A 16861-nucleotide genomic window follows, 5' to 3' on the forward strand; every position below is an offset into this window, starting at 1 on the left:
TTAATACCCCTATTTATATAAATTTATTTTATGAATTATCAAAAATAATATATTAGATTTATACATTAACACCATTTACCCTAAAGCTAATAAAGTGAAAGGAGAAGCTTATGAATAAAATGATCATGCTGTTGTTCTTTGTACTACTTAGCTTAATTGGACTTTTCTATACAAATATTTCTTTAACACTCGTCTGCGGCGGAATAGTAGCTGCTTTTGTCGGTACACTTGCGGGAGGCGGCGGACTGATTACGCTTCCTGCTATGATGCTTGTCGGTATCCCAATTCAAACAAGTATTGCAACAAACAAATTTTCGACAGGTATTTCGGCTTTAACCAGTATTTTCTATCTTCTCTACCAGAAGGAGCTACATCCCATATCTATCATCAAATATATAGCTCTTGCTATTGTTGGGGGAATTTGTGGCGCACTTCTAGCCGTTTCGCTGTCTGAGCAAACTATGAACTACTCTGCCTGTGTACTACTTCTTTTGGCTTTAGTCGTTACTTTGAAGAATAAGGCGTGGACTGAGATTCCTGATTCGCTAGAACATCAAGCACCTCGTTTTTGGCAACCATTTTTCATCGCCATGTATGATGGTGGTTTCGGCCCTGGCTCTTCGACATTTAGCATTTTGCATTATCTACGTTCTCACCACACTTACATAAAGGCTGTACAGCTCACTCGAGTACTCCTTTTTGGGAGCTGTACAGGAGCATTTGTTGTGTTTTATCACACTGGCTTTATTCAATGGCACTATGCGATTGCTATGGCACTTGGCTCCATTATAGGTTCCCAATTAGGTCTCCTAGTGCTCCCATACATTCCATTAAAAATAGCCAAAATACTACTAACGCTGATTATTACATTGTTGCTTGTCCAAGTTACATTGAAAATAATTTAATGACCATTACTCAAATGCTCATGAATGATCTTCCATTCATCGTTGACTAACGTAAAAATATTTGTCGCTCTACCGCTACCTGATACAAACTTTTCGTTATGATAGCCTTCATAGTGATATGTATAGAGACAGGTAGCCGTCTTTTCATCAACGGTTAACCATTTTACATCAGTAGCTGAATAAACCTCTTCTTTAATGACATTCCATGCATGCTTGAAATAAGCCTCAATCTCATCTGTAGTTGTGCAAGTTTTATCGGAGAACCAATAAACCGCTTGTGGATGCAAAATAGCCTTAACTTCATTAAAATCATGTGTATTTGTAGCTTGTATATAACGTTCTAATGCTTGTTGATGTGTCATCTTCACTCCCCCTGTTTAACAATATTATCCTAAAATTGGCTTCTTAGAAATAAAAATTGTTGAATGACCTTCTGCTTGGACAGCTAATGAAGAACACCTATAATGAAGTCAAAACTATAAAGATGGAGGATGTCTATGTTAGCTACTATTGAGAAACAATCCAATCGTCATGTTGCAACATTCAAACGACCACTGACACATTCAGTAGATGCCGTTTGGGCAGTGCTTACTAACAATGAAAGCCTACAAAAGTGGATGAGTAATCTAGAAATCATTGATCTTCGTAAGAACGGGAAAATACATTTTAATATGAATGATGGAACAGGTACCTTTGAGGAAATAACCATCACAGATTATGCTGAGAAAGAAGTACTAGAATTTGATTGGGGAACAGATACGGTGAGATTTGAACTATCTTCTACTGACGATGGTTCATTATTGGTAGTAGTGGAGACACTTCAAGAGCTGACAGAGCATACACCGAAGGATTTAGCAGGGTGGCATATATGCCTTGATATGTTAACAGATTTATTAAATAGCGTTGAACATCAATATTTCCCAATGGAAGAGTGGCAACAACGCTTCAGCGAATACAAAAAACTTCTGAATGCTGTAAAGTAAATACTACAAAAAATCCTAGAGCATCCATTACTCTAGGATTTCGACTATTGATAAAATGCTGTAGCTATGGCTAGTGCTTTTAAAGGGTCTTTGATTGAATCGAGTGTGTAAACAAGCTTTTCATCCTGCCACACAATTAAATTACCTGATTGATAGACATCTAGCTGAGCCATACCATATTGCCTTGGGATAGGCAGCATGTGACTTTCTAAATACTTTACTGCCTGCTTAGCTAGCTTAATACCTGCATCAGGATTATCAGTTCGTGTATGGGTGGCAATTGCCCATCGCCCTTCATTCCAACCAGTCCATAATGAGCCGGCACCTGCATCTTGATAACCTTTTATATTGTAACCAAGCTCAACCTCTTGCCCACCATTTTGATTAAAATTATCAAATGCTATCTGTGTACTTGCACCTTCCATACTTTTATATTGCTTGACGAGCAATCTTCCAATAACAGTCGCTGACTTCTTTAATCGAATATCATTAATTGGCATATTCTCTTTGCTCTCATAAAAGATAACTTCAACCTGGTCGCCCTGTGTCCTTGTTGTAGCTGTTAAAAATGCACCCTCTGCAATAGGTAACGTTGTTGGCATTTTTATTGGTACATCAAAATGAATCTGCTCCTTTATTTGTTGAAGAGCTTCAGTTTGTACTTGAACAATATCACTTTCATCCATATTAGACTGTGTTACAGATGTATCGGTTTCATTCTCATGTTCTTGATCATTCTTATCCCGTTCAGCACAAGCACTTATGCTACAAATGCTTAACAATAAAAAGAGAAATACTGCCTTTTTCATCATGTTAACCCCCCATTTCTCTCCATATTTTCCCCTGGAAAAGGTTAACTTAAACGTTTCCGCTATCGAAGCTCATTGATGCGCTTCGTCAGTTCATTAAACTGCTGGTCAAGCATTGCGTAGTCCTTATCTTTTGCTGTTAGAAAGCTCAATTTTCCTAAGATCTCTTGCCTTTCCGTTTCAAGCTTTAAACGGATAGCTGCTGTATCATCCACTTTATTCGGTGCGACTTCTTTCCACTTTTTTTTGATGTGCTGATCGTGAAGCTCCCAAACACTATTCGTGACTTTTTCTAGAAAATATCGATCATGTGAGACGACAAGCAATGTCCCATTATATTGGGCAAGAGTGTGCTCTAACTGCTCACGAGAGGGTAAGTCAAGATGATTTGTCGGCTCATCTAAAATTAGTACATTTTTATCCTCTAAAATATAAGCCATCAGCTTACACTTTACGCGTTCTCCCATACTCATTTTGCCTATGGGAGATGTCCAATGTGTCAGTGTAAACCCTAAATTCTTCATCAAGTTGCGAACTTTACCACGTTCTTCAAATGTCTCCTGATAAAAGTATTGCTCTGGTGTTTGATCAAGTGGTAAATCAAATACTTCCTGTGTCAAATAACCAATGTTTGCAGCAGGTGATAGCCATACTTCACCCTCAGCTTCCAGCTTGCCTAAAAGTATTTTCAAAAAGCTTGTTTTCCCACTGCCATTCTTCCCTGTAATAGCTATCTTATCTCCAAATTTAGCTGTAATATTAACATCGTTAAATAATGTGCGTTTATCAAATTTTAAAGATAAATGCTTGGTTTCCAGTAAGCGCTTGCCAACCCGTTGATTCGTGCCTAAAGAAAAACGAATCTCTGCTTCTGGCTTCACCGCTTCCACGCTTGCCTTCGAAAGTTCAGCTTCTAATCGCTTTTTCTTAGATTTTACCTGCGAGTCTAAGCGCTTTGCTTTCACACGATGGTACTCCTTAAAGCCTTCCAATTTTGTTGATTGAGCGTGGCCTTTTTGTGACCAAGACGTCAGTTCCGACATTTGAGCCTCAATCCGTTCAATATTTTTTTGTTGCTTCTCATAGGCTCGTTGTTGTGTTAATCTTCGGTGCTCCCTATCAGCCATATAGCTTGTATAATTGCCATCATGTTCAATAAGACTCTTATCCTCAATAGACCAGATTTTTGTGGCCACCTTATCTAAAAAATAGCGATCATGCGACACCACGATGATCGTTCCCTCATAGTTGTGTACTTGTCTGATAAGAAATGCGGTACTTTGTTCATCTAAATGATTCGTTGGTTCATCAAGTAATAAAATTTGAGCATTCTGGGAAAAACCTTCTGCAAGACGCATTTTCAGCTTTTCGCCCCCACTTAACGCTGCAAATGACACATTTGGTACCTGCCACTTAGCCAGCAGATCAGCTTCTCTTGCGGATACCTCTTGTTTGTCAAAATGAGCTAGCTCCTGTTCAACAAATGAAATTTTTAAAGCCTGTGACTCCTGTATTGCTCCCTTAGTGGGCAATAATGCACCTCGAATCAATTGTAATAATGTTGATTTCCCAGCACCATTTCTCCCTATAATGCCGATGACTTCGCCTTGTTTTACTGTGCCTGTCACATGCTCAAATAGCAATGTGTCCTTTATTTCATAACGTACATCCTGTAATTTTAAAAGTTCCTTCATCCTATCCATCCTCTCCAGTTGGAGGGACAAAAAAATCCCTCCAATTCATTTGGAAGGATTAGTCGCTACAATATCATACACAAATAAGCTCCAAGATTATTATGAAAACAATCTTTGGAGTAGCTAAATATCAGCAGCTGTTTGCGAATATAAAGCATTTATTATGAAAAATGGGCAGACTAATCCTATTTTTGTTGTTCGTGAAATATAAAATTTCTTTTACAAAAATTAAGATTAGTTATTCATTAGCCACCCATCTTCCCTTCATTTATCGTTATCGCCATTGTAGCATCATTTTTTTGAAAATAAAACTCCCTACCTTGAGCGTCTATCTAAAACATTCGTAAGAGCGAATTTGATTTCTTGAAATGGTACGGAAATACCAGCCATATCTTCGGCTCCATCGGAAACCAGCAATGATTTCCCTTCCTATAGCTGTAGGGAAAAACAAAAATCTCTACCACTATTCAGCCAAATATACGTATTTCTAAACAAACAGGAACGTATACCACTTGATCCTACTCGCCAATCGGTAATCGGTGGCGAAAAACCTGGTGGTGTGCTCATTGGCATTTGTCCTGCTGGAGTGGATCCGAAAGGAGTTGGCCCAAATGGCGTTGTTTCAAAATCATTATAATCTCCCCAACCAGGTCTTCTAAAATTATCTTCTCTAAATGGATTATTAGACACACAAACCCTCCTTTTACATTATTCAATATATGTAAAAGGGCGAATAACCGTTGAGCCATTGCCCATTTATCGAAGGTAATACATTTCCTATTAATGTATAATGGAAGGGATATTTTTCAAAAAGGAGCCCTTATGAAAAAATTATTGTTACTTTTATTAGCCACGCTCATCGCAGGGAGTATGTGGATACTGCTTGCAAAAAATCCAGTATCTTCTTCCACTAGTATCCAAGCAAAACTTGCTGATGTGAAAGATTACAAATACTATTTAGATAAAGGCAATGATGCCATTGGTAAGAGCATGACGAAATTAGATTTAGTGATTGTAGAACCTATTGAAATGCAGCAAAAGTATATCGTCAATGCTCAAAAAAGCGGTACTTTAGTGTACGGCTATATTAATGCGATGGAGGCAGACAAATGGAATACAGCACTCTATCATCAATTGAAACAAGAAGATTTTTATCGAGATAAACAGGGTGAAAGAATGTATTTTGCCGAATGGGATTCTTTTTTAATGAATTTGACTTCTACGCACTATCAAGACATTTTGCTAGCAGAAATAGAGAAGCAAATTGTTCAGAAAGGCTTAGATGGCGTGTTTTTAGATACGGTCGGTAATATCAATTCTTATTTACCTGAAGATGAACAAAAAAGGCAAAATGAAGCCATGTTATCTTTTATCCAACAAATTAAAAAACGTCATCCCGATTTATCTGTTGCTCAAAATTGGGGATTTCAAACACTTGCTGATTATACAGCGCCATATGTTGACTTTATTATGTGGGAGGATTTTTCTTATCCTGTGGTAGGAAAAGATGAATGGTCACTCGATATGATGCAAAAGCTTGTCCACATACGCAATAAATTTGGTACACAGGTGATGGCAATTGGTTTTGAAGAAGAATTAAAAAGCCGTGCTTTAGCGGAGAAGTATCATTTCAAATTCTTTTATAGCCCTGCTGGCTCTTACTATAATAGCTGGCAATAATCCTTACCTCCCCCTAACAAACGACTGTTTTGGAGGATGTTTGTTTAAGAGCTCTTCTCAGGGGTAGACTAAAGGAAAATCAGCTTGAGGTGATAGGATTGGATATGACAAATACGTATGAAAAGCAAAAACCTAAGCACGAAAACCGCTTTCAATATAAGAAGCAGAACATGTGGACTGGGATCTTATTTGGGCTTGGGGTTGTGGCATTTATAGATGAGGTAATTTTTCACCAATTATTACACTGGCATCATTTCTATGATAAGTCTACAGCTGCTATTGGACTAGTTTCAGATGGTTTATTTCATGCATTCAGCTTTTTTGCTACGATTGGATCTGCTTTTTTATTGGCTGACCTACATAGAAAACATGGGTTTTGGCTAAAAAGATGGCTAGGCGGTATTTTTCTGGGAGCAGGCACATTCCAGCTTTACGATGGCATCATACAGCATAAATTCATGAAACTTCACCAAATTCGTTACAACGTTGAAATACTCCCCTATGATATCGTTTGGAACATATTTGCGGCGCTATTAATTATTATCGGTATTGTCTTACTGCTCCAAACAAATCAAAAAGGACGATAGGAGGTGGCGCATCTTGCATTCTCATGAAGCTCATGCTCAAAACATTTCCAACATGGTTCAGCTACTTCTGGCTTTGCCATTTTTTATAGCTCTTATATTGTATATCCTCGCTGTTATTATTTCGAATCAACATAAAAAACAATGGCCTCATTTTCGTACTATCTGTTGGATAATTGGGAGTGCCTGTGCTCTCATCACATTAATCGGCCCATTGGCTACTCTTAGTCATATCCATTTTGACGCACATATGATAGGGCATTTATTACTTGGCATGCTTGCCCCATTACTTATGGCATTAGCAGCTCCCATGACACTACTGTTAAGAACCTTACCAGTAAACAAAGCTCGTGTTCTTTCTCGGCTATTGAAAAATCCATATGTTCGTTTTATTCGTCATCCAATTATTGCTTCTATTCTAAATGTAGGCGGCCTATGGTTACTCTATACAACCTCACTTTTCAATTTGATGCATGAACATATACTACTGTATGTATTCATTCATCTTCACATTTTTCTAGCGGGTTATCTATTTACTATTGCCTTTATTTATTTTGATCCTACTCCACACTCATATTCTTATGTCTTTCGATCTCTTACATTAGTAGCAGCATTAGCAGCTCATTCAATATTAGCAAAATTTATATATGCAAATCCGCCTCATCATGTACCAGCCACAGAGGCAGAACTAGGTGCTAAGATCATGTACTACGGTGGTGATGCTATTGAAATCCTTCTTGTGTATATTCTCTTTTATCAATGGTTTAAAAGTACAAGGAATAGTATTCACCCCAAAGCAGCTACTTCATCACGCTAATCTCGCTCTGTTGATTAGGATAAATAGGATTGGATAATCCGCCAGTCCTCTAGCTTTTCAGTGAACGTTTTGATATTTTTCCCTGGTATTGGACTTGTTGATGGCATTTTTTTATAGGCTCGTCCATCAAGAAGCTCTAAGCCAATATGCTTTTTAAAAACCTCCAATGCTTTCGCTCCATTAAAAAGCACTAATTGGATATTAGGGTATTGTTCAAAAAGGGTTTGAAAATCATTGGGCTTTTCATTGCGTATCGCTGCATCTAAACTTCCTTCGCGTTCACAAGTTGCAATCGTGTCCCAAAGACCGATTGCATTGTTTTTTAATAAGGCTATTCTCTCTGTATATTCATTTGGAATCGCTATCTCTAACAACTCACCAATAATGGGCCAAAAGTGATTGCGTGGATTGCCATAGTATTGCTGCTTCTCCAACGATTGTCTTCCTGGCATTGATCCAACAATGAGCACCTTTGTTGCTGAGTCTACAATTGGTAATAATATATTTTTTAATTCATTGGACACAACAATCACTCCTTTTCTCTATTGTAGCGGAAAATTCGAACCAGCAAGTAAATCTTGGCTTGAAATGAACAAGGGATGTTGGCATGAATGGTTTATTTTATACGACTGTACAATTTTGTAGCCTATACAATAGCCTATCCATTGCGGAAGGTCCCCCCCATATAGAAATGGATGATGCTGTTCGATTCCTTGAAGTTGTAACTGCGGTAAAAAATGATGCCCCCATAAAGCTAAAAGCTCTTTATCTGAGTAGGATTGTAACCAAGGAGCAATCCATTTTTCCCCGTATAAATCTTTCACTGCATCTTCTGCTAAGCCTTCTAAAATGAGAGAATCCAATAAAGTCATCTCATCTAAAGTTTTTTTTAAGATGTGTATACGACAAACATGGTTATATTCATGAGCAAATAACGCTTGGAGCTCCTGCTTTTGTAAATCGCCCACAAATAAAAAAAGCGAATGAGGATAAGCGACACCATTTTTATTGGTTATCGTTTGCTGCTGAGTAATCGGGAAAATATATATTGGTATTGAGGGTCCATTCCATTTCCGCTGTAAGTATAGGAACTCCTGCTGTACACAATCCCATACTTTTTGCTTCTTTAATTTTTCAACATCGACTTCCTCATGTGGTAAAAAAAGACCCTGTTGCTGTAATGTATAGTGAATTTCTTCTGGAAGCCCATCTCGAAATAGTTTGACTAATCGATTGCAAAGAATCGAGCATTGTAAGCTTGTTAGCTCATCCTTTCTAGTGAACTTTCTAGCATTTACAAATTCATTTAACCACTTATCTGTTGACACAACAGCCATATTATCACCTCTTCACAGCATATGTCTTGAATAGACAATCGGCTAGTGATAAATGCATTAAATCGCATATATTAGCTTGTAATGACATCGAAAGGGGGGATATGTGTGAATCCAACTGATGCTTATAGTCTTTGCTGTAAATATCATGGTAAACGCGTTCGAATCTCGGATTCATCTGGTAAAGTACATGTTGGAGAAATCACAAGGGTAGATAGAAGACAGGTATGGATTCTACCTGATAGAAGATATAGTGGTTACGGTTTAGGATTTTGGGGATTTGGAGGGTATGGAGGAGAAGGTTTTGGCTATGGAATTGCTTTAGGAACAATTTTAGGTATTGCGCTAGCTCCAATTATTTTCTTCTAACTCAAACCTTTTATTTAAATGAAAAAGAAGCCATTTCAAATCTTGTTGAGATGGCTCATTTTTCATTATTGAACTTGCTCTTGTTGCTGTTTGCTTTCAATCAACTCGGATATTGTAACAAATGTGTAGCCTTGTTTTTTTAATGCAGGGATTATTTCTTCTAGTGCTTTAATTGTTTGTGTACGGTTTCCACCACCATCATGAAATAAAATAACATCTCCAGGCTTTGTCCCCTTCATCACCTTTTGCACAATCTTCTTTACACCCGGCTCTTTCCAATCTTGTGTATCCTGATGCCAAGACCACATCACAACCTTGTAGCCGTCCTTAACAGCAGCATTAATCATAGCATCCGTGTAATTTCCACCAACGGGACGGAATAAAACTGGGGAAAAACCAGTAATACTATAAATCGTGTCATTTGTCTGTTGAAGCTCCTCATGCAATTTTTTGATGGAAATTTTAAATGGATGTGTATACGTATGATTTGCTAATTCATGGCCTTCTGTATAAGAACGTAAAACAAGCTCTGGATATTTTTCTGCATTTTTTCCAATAATAAAAAAGGTGGCTTTTGCATCATATTTTGCTAATAAATCTAGCACAGCAGCTGTGTATTTAGGATGTGGACCATCATCAAAGGTGAGTGCAACAATTTTATCCTCTGTTTTGATATCCCAAACAACTTCACCTGTCTCCTCATAATAAGGACGACCTCTATCTGCGTAGCCTTCCTGCACTAAAAATCCCGAGATGATTAAAAAGAAAACCATAAAAATGAATACGTAATTACGTGTCATAGCATCACCTCCCAAGTCCGAAATCACAGAACTCCGTCAACTTACTATTTACGAATTGCCATGAAATATACTTGAGAAGGATTGACTGTTTTCTCCTTTTCATTATTTCAAAAAAATTTTAAACGTTATTTATAATTTTGAACAATATGTGAAAAAAATTGAATTGCACTTTATTTTTTTCTTTATTGATGTAAAATAAAATCATCATTGATATATAACAGTTTAAATAATATTTAAATGTTGTGTAACACAACAAAGGGGATCACATATATGTGGGTTATTACAGTATTTGAAGAAAACACTTATCGCATGTTTGAGTATAGTTCTAAAAATGAGGCAACAAATGCATTAAACAATTTTAAGCAAACAGCTTTGCTTTCTTATACAAGATAAAGAATAACGGAATCTATTCATCAGAGTAGATTCCTTTTTTGTTATAAATAAAGTGCCTCCCATGCTTCCACTAATCATCCATCCTATTCACTTTCATCCTTATACATCTAGCAACATGGTTAGTAATGATTTTTTTAATAAAAATGTCGAACACCTTGCTAGTTATCACCATATGTATATAGAGAAAAGGAGTGATTTCAATGGTGACAATTGAACCTATTATGATTAAAGGGCATTTCTTCACAGCAGTAGTTGTTCAATTACCTAAAACAACATTACTAACCATTTCTAATGATACAGGCTACATTATGTGTGGCGCTTTAGATGTAGGCCTATTAAATAGTCGCTTAGTTGATCGTAGAATTATTGCTGGTCGTGCAGTAGGCGTAAAAACGATTGATGAGCTATTAACAGCTCCATTAGAATCCGTAACATATGAAGCAGAGCAGCTTGGTATTACCGAAGGAATGACTGGCGTAGAGGCGCTTTTAAAAATGATCTAATTGGCTAGAAAAAAGCGTCAACTAGACGCTTTTCTTTTTGTCCACAAACCGATATTGAATAAGCAAATTCCCCATCTCCCATACTGTGGAACAAAGGGAGTTGTTGTTATGACTACGAGGCAACATTTTAAAATACACGTCATCTTACTTATTATCGTTTTAATTGTTTTCATCTGGTCTGTTATAAAACCATCCTCCTATTTAGATTGGCTAGCTGAAGTTAGTCCAGGAATTGTGGCAATAACAGTCGTTGTTTGTATCTATCATAAGTTCCGTTTCACCACATTTTCTTATATCATCATTGCTCTATTGTCGATCCTTACTTTTATAGGTGGGCATTATACCTATTCGGAAGTCCCTCTTTTTAATTGGATAAAAGAAGAATTTCATTTACAACGTAATCACTATGATCGCTTTGGCCATTTTTTAAAAGGTTTACTAGCCATCGTAATAAGGGAAATACTAATTAGGAAAACACCACTTGTAAAAGGAGCTTGGCTTACAGGTATTACAATCAGTATTCTGCTCGCAATTGCTGCTTTTTATGAAATCATTGAATGGTTAAGTACAAGAATCTCGAAGGGTAGTAAAGGAGCAAAGGATTTTTTAGGAATGCAAGGAGATCGATGGGATGCACAATGGGACATGTTTTTGGCCTTGCTCGGAACTATTTTAACTTTACTTTTATTCACAAAGCTCCATGACAAATTTTTAAAGAAACTAAACAAGTCATAAATGTTTTTGCATAGCATGATTATATAACCTATGAAAGGTGGTATTAGATGTACTATGCACAGGTCAATCAACAAGCACATCATCATCCATCACGTACTATGACTGTAACCGGGAATGGACAGGTAATGGCTACCCCTAGCTCTACACAAATACAAATTGAAGTCCAAACACAGGGCAACAATGTACAAGGTCCTCAACAGGAAAATGCGACGATTATGAATCAAGTTATACAATCACTCATTGCACTTGGTATTCCAAGAGATCAAATTCAAACTGCTAGTTATAGGATCACACCACTATATAATTTTGAAGATGGCAAACAAATTTTTAATGGCTATGAAGTAGTCAATGCGATTTCCGTCAACGTAGCGAATAACAATAATTTGGGCTTAATCATTGATACAGCTGTAGAAAATGGGGCCAATCGAATTGCCAACATTCAGTTCAAAATGGACCATACCGATGCTTATTATCAGCAAGCATTAAGTTTAGCGCTACAGAATGCTCAATTGAAGGCGAAAACAATAGCAGAAACGATGCACCTGCCTTTGCAACCACTTCCCATAGAAATTGTGGAAGAGCAGGCTAACACACCGATACTTTATCGCTCTATGGCTGTTTCCTCGGGAGTTACGCCTATAGAACAGGGACAAATTGCTATTGATGCTACTGTTCGTGTAAAATTTCAATACTAAAGTTAGGAGCCTTCCACTAGTCAAATAGCGGAAGGCTCTTGTTTATTTTACAAGTATATTTTTTTCAATAAAGATTTCATCATCCTGTGTTTTAATAACCATATCAAAATATTGGCAATATGGATGCATAAATAATTCATATTGAATACGTCGCTCATCATGTGATTGTTTTATATAATTTATATCTGTCCCTCTTTCAAGCACATCACGCCCCGATCTTCTCTTAAGCTCTGTAGCCCCATCCGTATAAAAATAAATCTTTAAATCCAATAACTCCGGATCTATAAATGCTACACACATTCCTTCTACTATCGTGATCTGTTTTTTTGAAGAAATTAATGTGCTTTTCATATAATGGGTATCGATTGTCATTAAATCGAGTCCTGCTCTTATCATCTGAACATCTCGCTCCAATGATGGCAGATGATGAGCAGCGGGATGACAAGCCGTCATTTTAAAACGATGATGCTCATTTTGATATGTATAATCAAGCATTGTTTGTTTGCGAATATCCGAATCCACAATATACGGATCAGTATTCATATAATTCACTTCATCTTGATCTAAAGCATGTATAAGTCTTTGAGCAAACGTTGTTTTTCCAGCAGCCCCATGACCTGAAATACCGATTACAATCCTTTTATCCGCAAATTTGATCAATTCTAATATTTCTTGGAAAATGTTCTCCATCGTATTGTTGTCCTCCCTAATTAAAAAAGTATGATAGAAAATTTGCATCATACTTGCTGTACTTTAAAAATAATAACAAACAGCTACTATACTTAGAAGTTTCCATTTCCAAAATTTTATGCGTTAACTTCATATCATTTGTAGATTCAATCTAATAAAAACAATTTGACAGGTTGTCAGTCAATAATTATAATAAAAGCATCTTAATTGATATTGATTATCATTTAAGATGCTTTCACTCAATAATTAAATTTAACTTTCACAGTTTGTCTTAGGAGGGATAAATCAAATTTTCCATGAGGGACTCCGAATAAATGCTCGAATGTAGATTGAATGGCTTTAATTCTAGCAATACGCTCATCTTTATTCCATTTAAATAACGATGAATCTACCCAATGATGGATTGTCGATAGAAAAAATTCTGCTACTAGCGTTGGATTTTCAATGTGAAAGAGCCCCTCTTTATTGCCTTGTATATTTAAATCTGTTAGGAGTGGCGTAAACTGACAAATTGTTTGTACATGTAATATTTGACGCAGAGTAGCATTACTATCATGTTGTAAATATTTAAAGATTTCGACATGGCCTGTTGGATCATCGAGCTCATAAACAAAAATCCATGCAATTTTCTCATACGCCGTAAGTGTCTCATTATAGATGACTTCTGTAAATTCTTGCTTTATTCCTTTAAGTTGCCTATCAATTAATGCATTTGCCAATGCTTCTTTGGATTTAAAGTAATAGTACAGCGTTCCCTGTGCTACTCCCATCTTTTTGGTTATATCAGTAGTTGAGGTTTTTTCATAACCTTTTTCACTAAAAAGAGACTCTGCTGTATCTAAAATCTCATTTCGTCGTTCTGATGCACTTTTTGTTACTCTAATCATTTTCTGAACTACCCCCTTTTTTCATTTAAGCATTTGACTAATAACTAGTCAAATTATCAGAGTGAGAAGAAATATTGTGAAACATTATTGAGTGACTGTCAGTCAAATACTAATTTTTAGGAGGATTTAAATGTTAAAAAAGACCCTTTCTCTATTAGGTTTCACACTTCTATTGCTGATTTTAGGTTGTGCACAATCACAGGAAACTATTTCTGAGAAAAAAGACAATACAACTATTAGTGGAAACTATCCATTAACACTAGATACTTACACATATGAAGGAAAGAAAATCTCTCAGACTATCCCCAATGCACCAGAGAAAGTGATGGTCATCGGTTCAGCTGTCCCAGAGTTAATAGTTAAGTTTGGACAGCAAGAAAAAGTCGTTGGATTTGCATATAGTGATTTAACAAATTCAAACTACAAAGATGGGATTGAAAAACTACCTTTAGTTAGTGAAATGTGGCCATCTAAGGAGGCTATCATGGCTTTAGAACCTGATTTAATCTACTCTATTGCTTCTGCATTTCGTGAGGAATTAATTGGAAGTATTCCATCTTGGAACAACCGTGGAATTCCTGTTGTTTCTTCTACCAACTTTACAATAGGACGTAGTATAGATATTTACTTTGAGGAAATTCAAACATTCGGGAAGGTTTTTAATATAGAAGATAAAACAAATAAATATCTGACTGAACAACAAACACGCATAGATGCCATTACTTCTAAAGTTAAAGATTCTAAGGAAAAGCCTACTGTTCTATTGATAAGTGGAGCTAGAGGAAAGTATTTCTACTTCTCACCAAAATGGGCCATGATTGACGAGATGATTGAAGGTGCTGGAGCTACATATTTAGAACTTTCGAAAGAAGACTATATTGAACTTTCAATAGAGGCAATTATTGCAGCAAATCCAGATAAAATTATCATCACAGAATTCCAAGAGCCTAATCAAGAAAAGACAAAAAATAATTTAATGAATGATAAAAAGCTTCGAACTGTAAAAGCCATTCAAAATAATGAAGTTATGGCCGTAGAATATACAGGGGCTATAAATGGTGGCATTGAGATTGCTGAATTTATCCACCCTGGGGTGATAAAAAATGCTCAAAAGTAAATTTTCTTTTTTTACCCTACTTCTATTTTTGATAGTGCTAGTTTTCCTTTCAATAATTGCTTCTGTTTCCATAGGACAAGTCAGTATACCCTTTCTTGATTCTTGCAAAATTGTTTTATATCAAATTACAGGAATAAATATAGGTCATATAGATACAACTATTTCTAAAATGACACTCGAAATCATTTGGCAAATTCGTTTTCCTAGAGTTTTATTAGCACTATTCGTTGGGAGTGGTTTGGCACTTTGTGGTAGTGTGATGCAAGCAACCATTCAGAATCCACTTGCAGATCCTTATTTACTTGGTATCTCTTCAGGTGCTTCACTAGGTGCAACATTCTCTATTATCTTAGGATATCAGTTCAGCCTTTTTGGAGAATCAAATTTAATGATTTGGGCATTCCTAGGTGCTTTATTGGCAACTTTTCTAGTCTTGCTGCTATCAAGCATTGGAGAAAAAATGTCTGTTATTAAACTTATTCTAGCCGGAACTGTTGTCAATGCACTATTTACAGCTCTATCTAATCTATTTATATATTTTGCGAAGGATGCGGAAGGTGTACGTTCTGTATCATTTTGGACAATGGGGAGTTTGGCCACTGCTGATTGGGATGACCTGCCTTTAATTGCTACTAGTATTATTATTATAGCTGTATTTTTCCTCTCTCAATGGCGGATTATGAATGCAATGCTTATGGGAGATGATGCTGCTATGACATTAGGTATTAATATAAATACTTATCGAAAAGTATTTTTAGTTATTTCTGCTGCTTTGACAGGCATTATAGTTTCAACTTGTGGAATCATTGGCTTTGTTGGGCTTATTATCCCACATATTGTACGCATCTTTACAGGTTCGAATCATCACCAACTACTACCTATTGTTATTTTAGTAGGGGCCATCTTTTTAATATGGACAGATTTATTAGCAAGGTCAATCATTCCTAACAGCGAATTACCAATTGGCATCGTGACCTCATTATTAGGTGCCCCAGTATTTATGCACATGTTAATAAAAAAGAAATATGGTTTTGGGGGTAACTAATATGGAATTAGATGTGGAAAACGTTTCATTCACAGTATCTGATGTTGAAATAATCAAAAGTATTTCGCTAAAGGTGAAAGAGGGACAATTTGTTGGCATTATTGGACCGAATGGTTGTGGAAAATCCACCCTATTAAAAAACATTTATAAAGTCATAAAACCCACTAGTGGCAAGATTTTTTTAGATGATATAGATATTGTTAAATCCTCTCCAAAAGAAATCGCGAAAAAAATGGGGGTCGTTGGGCAATTTAACAACTCCAATTTTGACTTTACTGTACGTGATATGGTGATGATGGGTAGAACACCACATAAAAAAATGTTGGAATCAGATACAAAAAATGATATTGAACTTGTGGATAACATATTACGAAAAGTAAACTTAGAGCATTATGCTTTAAAACATTTTTCTTACCTTTCTGGTGGTGAAAAACAACGTGTCATTCTTGCACGTGCCTTAGCTCAAGAACCAAAGTTTCTAATTTTGGATGAACCTACAAATCACCTAGACATTAAATATCAAATTCAAATTTTATCACTAGTGCAATCATTACAAATTGGTACACTGGCCGCATTACATGATCTATCTATTGCTGCTATGTATTGCGAATATCTATATGTATTAAAAAATGGTCGAATACTAACACATGGCAAGCCCGAGAAGCTACTAACACCTGCATTAGTAAAAGAAGTTTATGAGGTTGACTGTTGTATCTATCAAAATAATGATACGAAAAATATAGTCGTCGCGTATCATCCAGCTTTACCAAATCACTAAAGTTATTTTTGACTGACAACCAATCAATTAAAAGGAGGGAGTA

General features: G+C 36.3%; 22 protein-coding genes. 13 read left to right on the plus strand and 9 right to left on the minus strand.

Features of this window, described 5'->3' with window-relative positions:
* Positions 1-110 precede the first annotated feature (110 nt).
* Entirely contained in the window at positions 111-905 is a 795-nt protein-coding gene (locus tag MHB65_RS23320) for a sulfite exporter TauE/SafE family protein (RefSeq protein WP_342441893.1), read from the plus strand.
* Here the strand turns inward: MHB65_RS23320 and MHB65_RS23325 are convergent.
* Complete coding sequence (locus MHB65_RS23325) at positions 902-1267, minus strand: nuclear transport factor 2 family protein (protein ID WP_342441894.1); 366 nt, start codon at positions 1265-1267, stop codon at positions 902-904. The genes MHB65_RS23320 and MHB65_RS23325 overlap by 4 nt on opposite strands.
* 135 nt (positions 1268-1402) lie before the next feature.
* Between MHB65_RS23325 and MHB65_RS23330 the strand changes: the two genes are divergently transcribed.
* The gene (locus MHB65_RS23330) at positions 1403-1888 is read left to right on the plus strand and encodes an SRPBCC family protein (protein WP_342441895.1); all 486 of its coding nucleotides are present in this window, start codon (positions 1403-1405) and stop codon (positions 1886-1888) included.
* 44 nt (positions 1889-1932) lie between these two features.
* Here MHB65_RS23330 and MHB65_RS23335 read toward each other — a convergent pair whose 3' ends face one another.
* The 3 genes from MHB65_RS23335 to MHB65_RS23345 all read right to left on the minus strand — a co-directional run bounded on the left by MHB65_RS23335 (position 1933) and on the right by MHB65_RS23345 (position 5081).
* The gene (locus MHB65_RS23335) at positions 1933-2700 is read right to left on the minus strand and encodes a hypothetical protein (RefSeq protein ID WP_342441896.1); all 768 of its coding nucleotides are present in this window, start codon (positions 2698-2700) and stop codon (positions 1933-1935) included.
* 59 nt (positions 2701-2759) lie between these two features.
* On the minus strand, positions 2760-4391 hold the full coding sequence (gene abc-f, locus MHB65_RS23340) for an ABC-F type ribosomal protection protein (RefSeq protein ID WP_342441897.1): 1632 nt from the start codon (positions 4389-4391) through the stop codon (positions 2760-2762).
* Positions 4392-4820: 429 nt separating this feature from the next.
* Positions 4821-5081 carry a hypothetical protein gene (locus MHB65_RS23345; RefSeq protein WP_342441898.1) on the minus strand — a complete coding sequence of 87 codons (261 nt, stop codon included), beginning with the start codon at positions 5079-5081 and terminating at the stop codon, positions 4821-4823.
* A gap of 132 nt (positions 5082-5213) precedes the next feature.
* Between MHB65_RS23345 and MHB65_RS23350 the strand changes: the two genes are divergently transcribed.
* The 3 genes from MHB65_RS23350 (at position 5214) to MHB65_RS23360 (ending at position 7472) form a co-directional block, all read left to right on the plus strand.
* Positions 5214-6071, plus strand: coding sequence for an endo alpha-1,4 polygalactosaminidase (locus MHB65_RS23350; protein ID WP_312123901.1), 858 nt, complete (start codon positions 5214-5216; stop codon positions 6069-6071).
* A 104-nt stretch (positions 6072-6175) separates the two neighbouring features.
* Positions 6176-6658 carry a DUF2243 domain-containing protein gene (locus MHB65_RS23355; RefSeq protein WP_342441899.1) on the plus strand — a complete coding sequence of 161 codons (483 nt, stop codon included), beginning with the start codon at positions 6176-6178 and terminating at the stop codon, positions 6656-6658.
* Between the two features lie 13 nt (positions 6659-6671).
* Complete coding sequence (locus tag MHB65_RS23360; protein ID WP_342441900.1) at positions 6672-7472, plus strand: cytochrome c oxidase assembly protein; 801 nt, start codon at positions 6672-6674, stop codon at positions 7470-7472.
* Positions 7473-7486: 14 nt separating this feature from the next.
* On the opposite strand, the gene MHB65_RS23365 is transcribed toward MHB65_RS23360, so the two are convergent.
* Positions 7487-7996: a DNA-deoxyinosine glycosylase gene (locus MHB65_RS23365; RefSeq protein WP_342441901.1), complete on the minus strand. Its 510-nt coding sequence runs from the start codon at positions 7994-7996 to the stop codon at positions 7487-7489.
* Between the two features lie 18 nt (positions 7997-8014).
* Entirely contained in the window at positions 8015-8809 is a 795-nt protein-coding gene (locus MHB65_RS23370; RefSeq protein WP_258858875.1) for a DUF2268 domain-containing protein, read from the minus strand.
* Between the two features lie 105 nt (positions 8810-8914).
* Between MHB65_RS23370 and MHB65_RS23375 the strand changes: the two genes are divergently transcribed.
* Positions 8915-9175, plus strand: coding sequence for a hypothetical protein (locus MHB65_RS23375; RefSeq protein ID WP_205446022.1), 261 nt, complete (start codon positions 8915-8917; stop codon positions 9173-9175).
* A 65-nt stretch (positions 9176-9240) separates the two neighbouring features.
* Here the strand turns inward: MHB65_RS23375 and MHB65_RS23380 are convergent, their stop codons facing one another.
* Complete coding sequence (locus MHB65_RS23380) at positions 9241-9975, minus strand: polysaccharide deacetylase family protein (RefSeq protein ID WP_342441902.1); 735 nt, start codon at positions 9973-9975, stop codon at positions 9241-9243.
* Between the two features lie 270 nt (positions 9976-10245).
* Between MHB65_RS23380 and MHB65_RS23385 the strand changes: the two genes are divergently transcribed.
* From MHB65_RS23385 to MHB65_RS23400, 4 genes are all read left to right on the plus strand, one after another.
* On the plus strand, positions 10246-10368 hold the full coding sequence (locus MHB65_RS23385) for a hypothetical protein (protein WP_342441903.1): 123 nt from the start codon (positions 10246-10248) through the stop codon (positions 10366-10368).
* 200 nt (positions 10369-10568) lie between these two features.
* The gene (locus tag MHB65_RS23390; protein WP_205446024.1) at positions 10569-10871 is read left to right on the plus strand and encodes a DUF1805 domain-containing protein; all 303 of its coding nucleotides are present in this window, start codon (positions 10569-10571) and stop codon (positions 10869-10871) included.
* Positions 10872-10979: 108 nt separating this feature from the next.
* Complete coding sequence (locus MHB65_RS23395; RefSeq protein WP_205446025.1) at positions 10980-11606, plus strand: DUF2238 domain-containing protein; 627 nt, start codon at positions 10980-10982, stop codon at positions 11604-11606.
* A 47-nt stretch (positions 11607-11653) separates the two neighbouring features.
* Entirely contained in the window at positions 11654-12301 is a 648-nt protein-coding gene (locus MHB65_RS23400; RefSeq protein WP_342441904.1) for an SIMPL domain-containing protein, read from the plus strand.
* 42 nt (positions 12302-12343) lie between these two features.
* Here MHB65_RS23400 and MHB65_RS23405 read toward each other — a convergent pair whose 3' ends face one another.
* Positions 12344-12991 carry a phosphoribulokinase gene (locus MHB65_RS23405; protein ID WP_342441905.1) on the minus strand — a complete coding sequence of 216 codons (648 nt, stop codon included), beginning with the start codon at positions 12989-12991 and terminating at the stop codon, positions 12344-12346.
* A 239-nt stretch (positions 12992-13230) separates the two neighbouring features.
* Entirely contained in the window at positions 13231-13878 is a 648-nt protein-coding gene (locus MHB65_RS23410) for a TetR/AcrR family transcriptional regulator (RefSeq protein WP_036128686.1), read from the minus strand.
* 130 nt (positions 13879-14008) lie between these two features.
* Between MHB65_RS23410 and MHB65_RS23415 the strand changes: the two genes are divergently transcribed.
* Genes MHB65_RS23415 through MHB65_RS23425 form a run of 3 tightly spaced genes read left to right on the plus strand, consistent with a single transcriptional unit; the run spans position 14009 to position 16818 of the window.
* On the plus strand, positions 14009-14995 hold the full coding sequence (locus tag MHB65_RS23415; protein ID WP_342441906.1) for an ABC transporter substrate-binding protein: 987 nt from the start codon (positions 14009-14011) through the stop codon (positions 14993-14995).
* Positions 14982-16040, plus strand: coding sequence for an iron ABC transporter permease (locus MHB65_RS23420; RefSeq protein WP_342441907.1), 1059 nt, complete (start codon positions 14982-14984; stop codon positions 16038-16040). The genes MHB65_RS23415 and MHB65_RS23420 overlap by 14 nt, the downstream gene beginning before the upstream one ends.
* A 1-nt stretch (position 16041) precedes the next feature.
* Positions 16042-16818, plus strand: coding sequence for an ABC transporter ATP-binding protein (locus MHB65_RS23425; protein ID WP_342441908.1), 777 nt, complete (start codon positions 16042-16044; stop codon positions 16816-16818).
* The last annotated feature ends 43 nt before the right edge of the window (positions 16819-16861 follow it).

This window comes from Lysinibacillus sp. FSL K6-0075 (assembly GCF_038592945.1).
In the GTDB taxonomy this organism is placed as follows: Bacteria; Bacillota; Bacilli; order Bacillales_A; family Planococcaceae; genus Lysinibacillus; species Lysinibacillus fusiformis_F.

Coding starts and splice junctions, on each gene's coding strand:
- MHB65_RS23390 (WP_205446024.1), top strand. CDS start 10,569: ATGGTGACAATTGAACCTATTATGATTAAAGGGCATTTCTTCACAGCA.
- MHB65_RS23355 (WP_342441899.1), top strand. CDS start 6,176: ATGACAAATACGTATGAAAAGCAAAAACCTAAGCACGAAAACCGCTTT.
- abc-f (WP_342441897.1), bottom strand. CDS start 4,391: ATGAAGGAACTTTTAAAATTACAGGATGTACGTTATGAAATAAAGGAC.
- MHB65_RS23380 (WP_342441902.1), bottom strand. CDS start 9,975: ATGACACGTAATTACGTATTCATTTTTATGGTTTTCTTTTTAATCATC.
- MHB65_RS23425 (WP_342441908.1), top strand. CDS start 16,042: ATGGAATTAGATGTGGAAAACGTTTCATTCACAGTATCTGATGTTGAA.
- MHB65_RS23395 (WP_205446025.1), top strand. CDS start 10,980: ATGACTACGAGGCAACATTTTAAAATACACGTCATCTTACTTATTATC.
- MHB65_RS23400 (WP_342441904.1), top strand. CDS start 11,654: ATGTACTATGCACAGGTCAATCAACAAGCACATCATCATCCATCACGT.
- MHB65_RS23350 (WP_312123901.1), top strand. CDS start 5,214: ATGAAAAAATTATTGTTACTTTTATTAGCCACGCTCATCGCAGGGAGT.
- MHB65_RS23405 (WP_342441905.1), bottom strand. CDS start 12,991: ATGGAGAACATTTTCCAAGAAATATTAGAATTGATCAAATTTGCGGAT.
- MHB65_RS23370 (WP_258858875.1), bottom strand. CDS start 8,809: ATGGCTGTTGTGTCAACAGATAAGTGGTTAAATGAATTTGTAAATGCT.
- MHB65_RS23420 (WP_342441907.1), top strand. CDS start 14,982: ATGCTCAAAAGTAAATTTTCTTTTTTTACCCTACTTCTATTTTTGATA.
- MHB65_RS23330 (WP_342441895.1), top strand. CDS start 1,403: ATGTTAGCTACTATTGAGAAACAATCCAATCGTCATGTTGCAACATTC.
- MHB65_RS23410 (WP_036128686.1), bottom strand. CDS start 13,878: ATGATTAGAGTAACAAAAAGTGCATCAGAACGACGAAATGAGATTTTA.
- MHB65_RS23320 (WP_342441893.1), top strand. CDS start 111: ATGAATAAAATGATCATGCTGTTGTTCTTTGTACTACTTAGCTTAATT.
- MHB65_RS23385 (WP_342441903.1), top strand. CDS start 10,246: ATGTGGGTTATTACAGTATTTGAAGAAAACACTTATCGCATGTTTGAG.
- MHB65_RS23415 (WP_342441906.1), top strand. CDS start 14,009: ATGTTAAAAAAGACCCTTTCTCTATTAGGTTTCACACTTCTATTGCTG.
- MHB65_RS23325 (WP_342441894.1), bottom strand. CDS start 1,267: ATGACACATCAACAAGCATTAGAACGTTATATACAAGCTACAAATACA.
- MHB65_RS23335 (WP_342441896.1), bottom strand. CDS start 2,700: ATGATGAAAAAGGCAGTATTTCTCTTTTTATTGTTAAGCATTTGTAGC.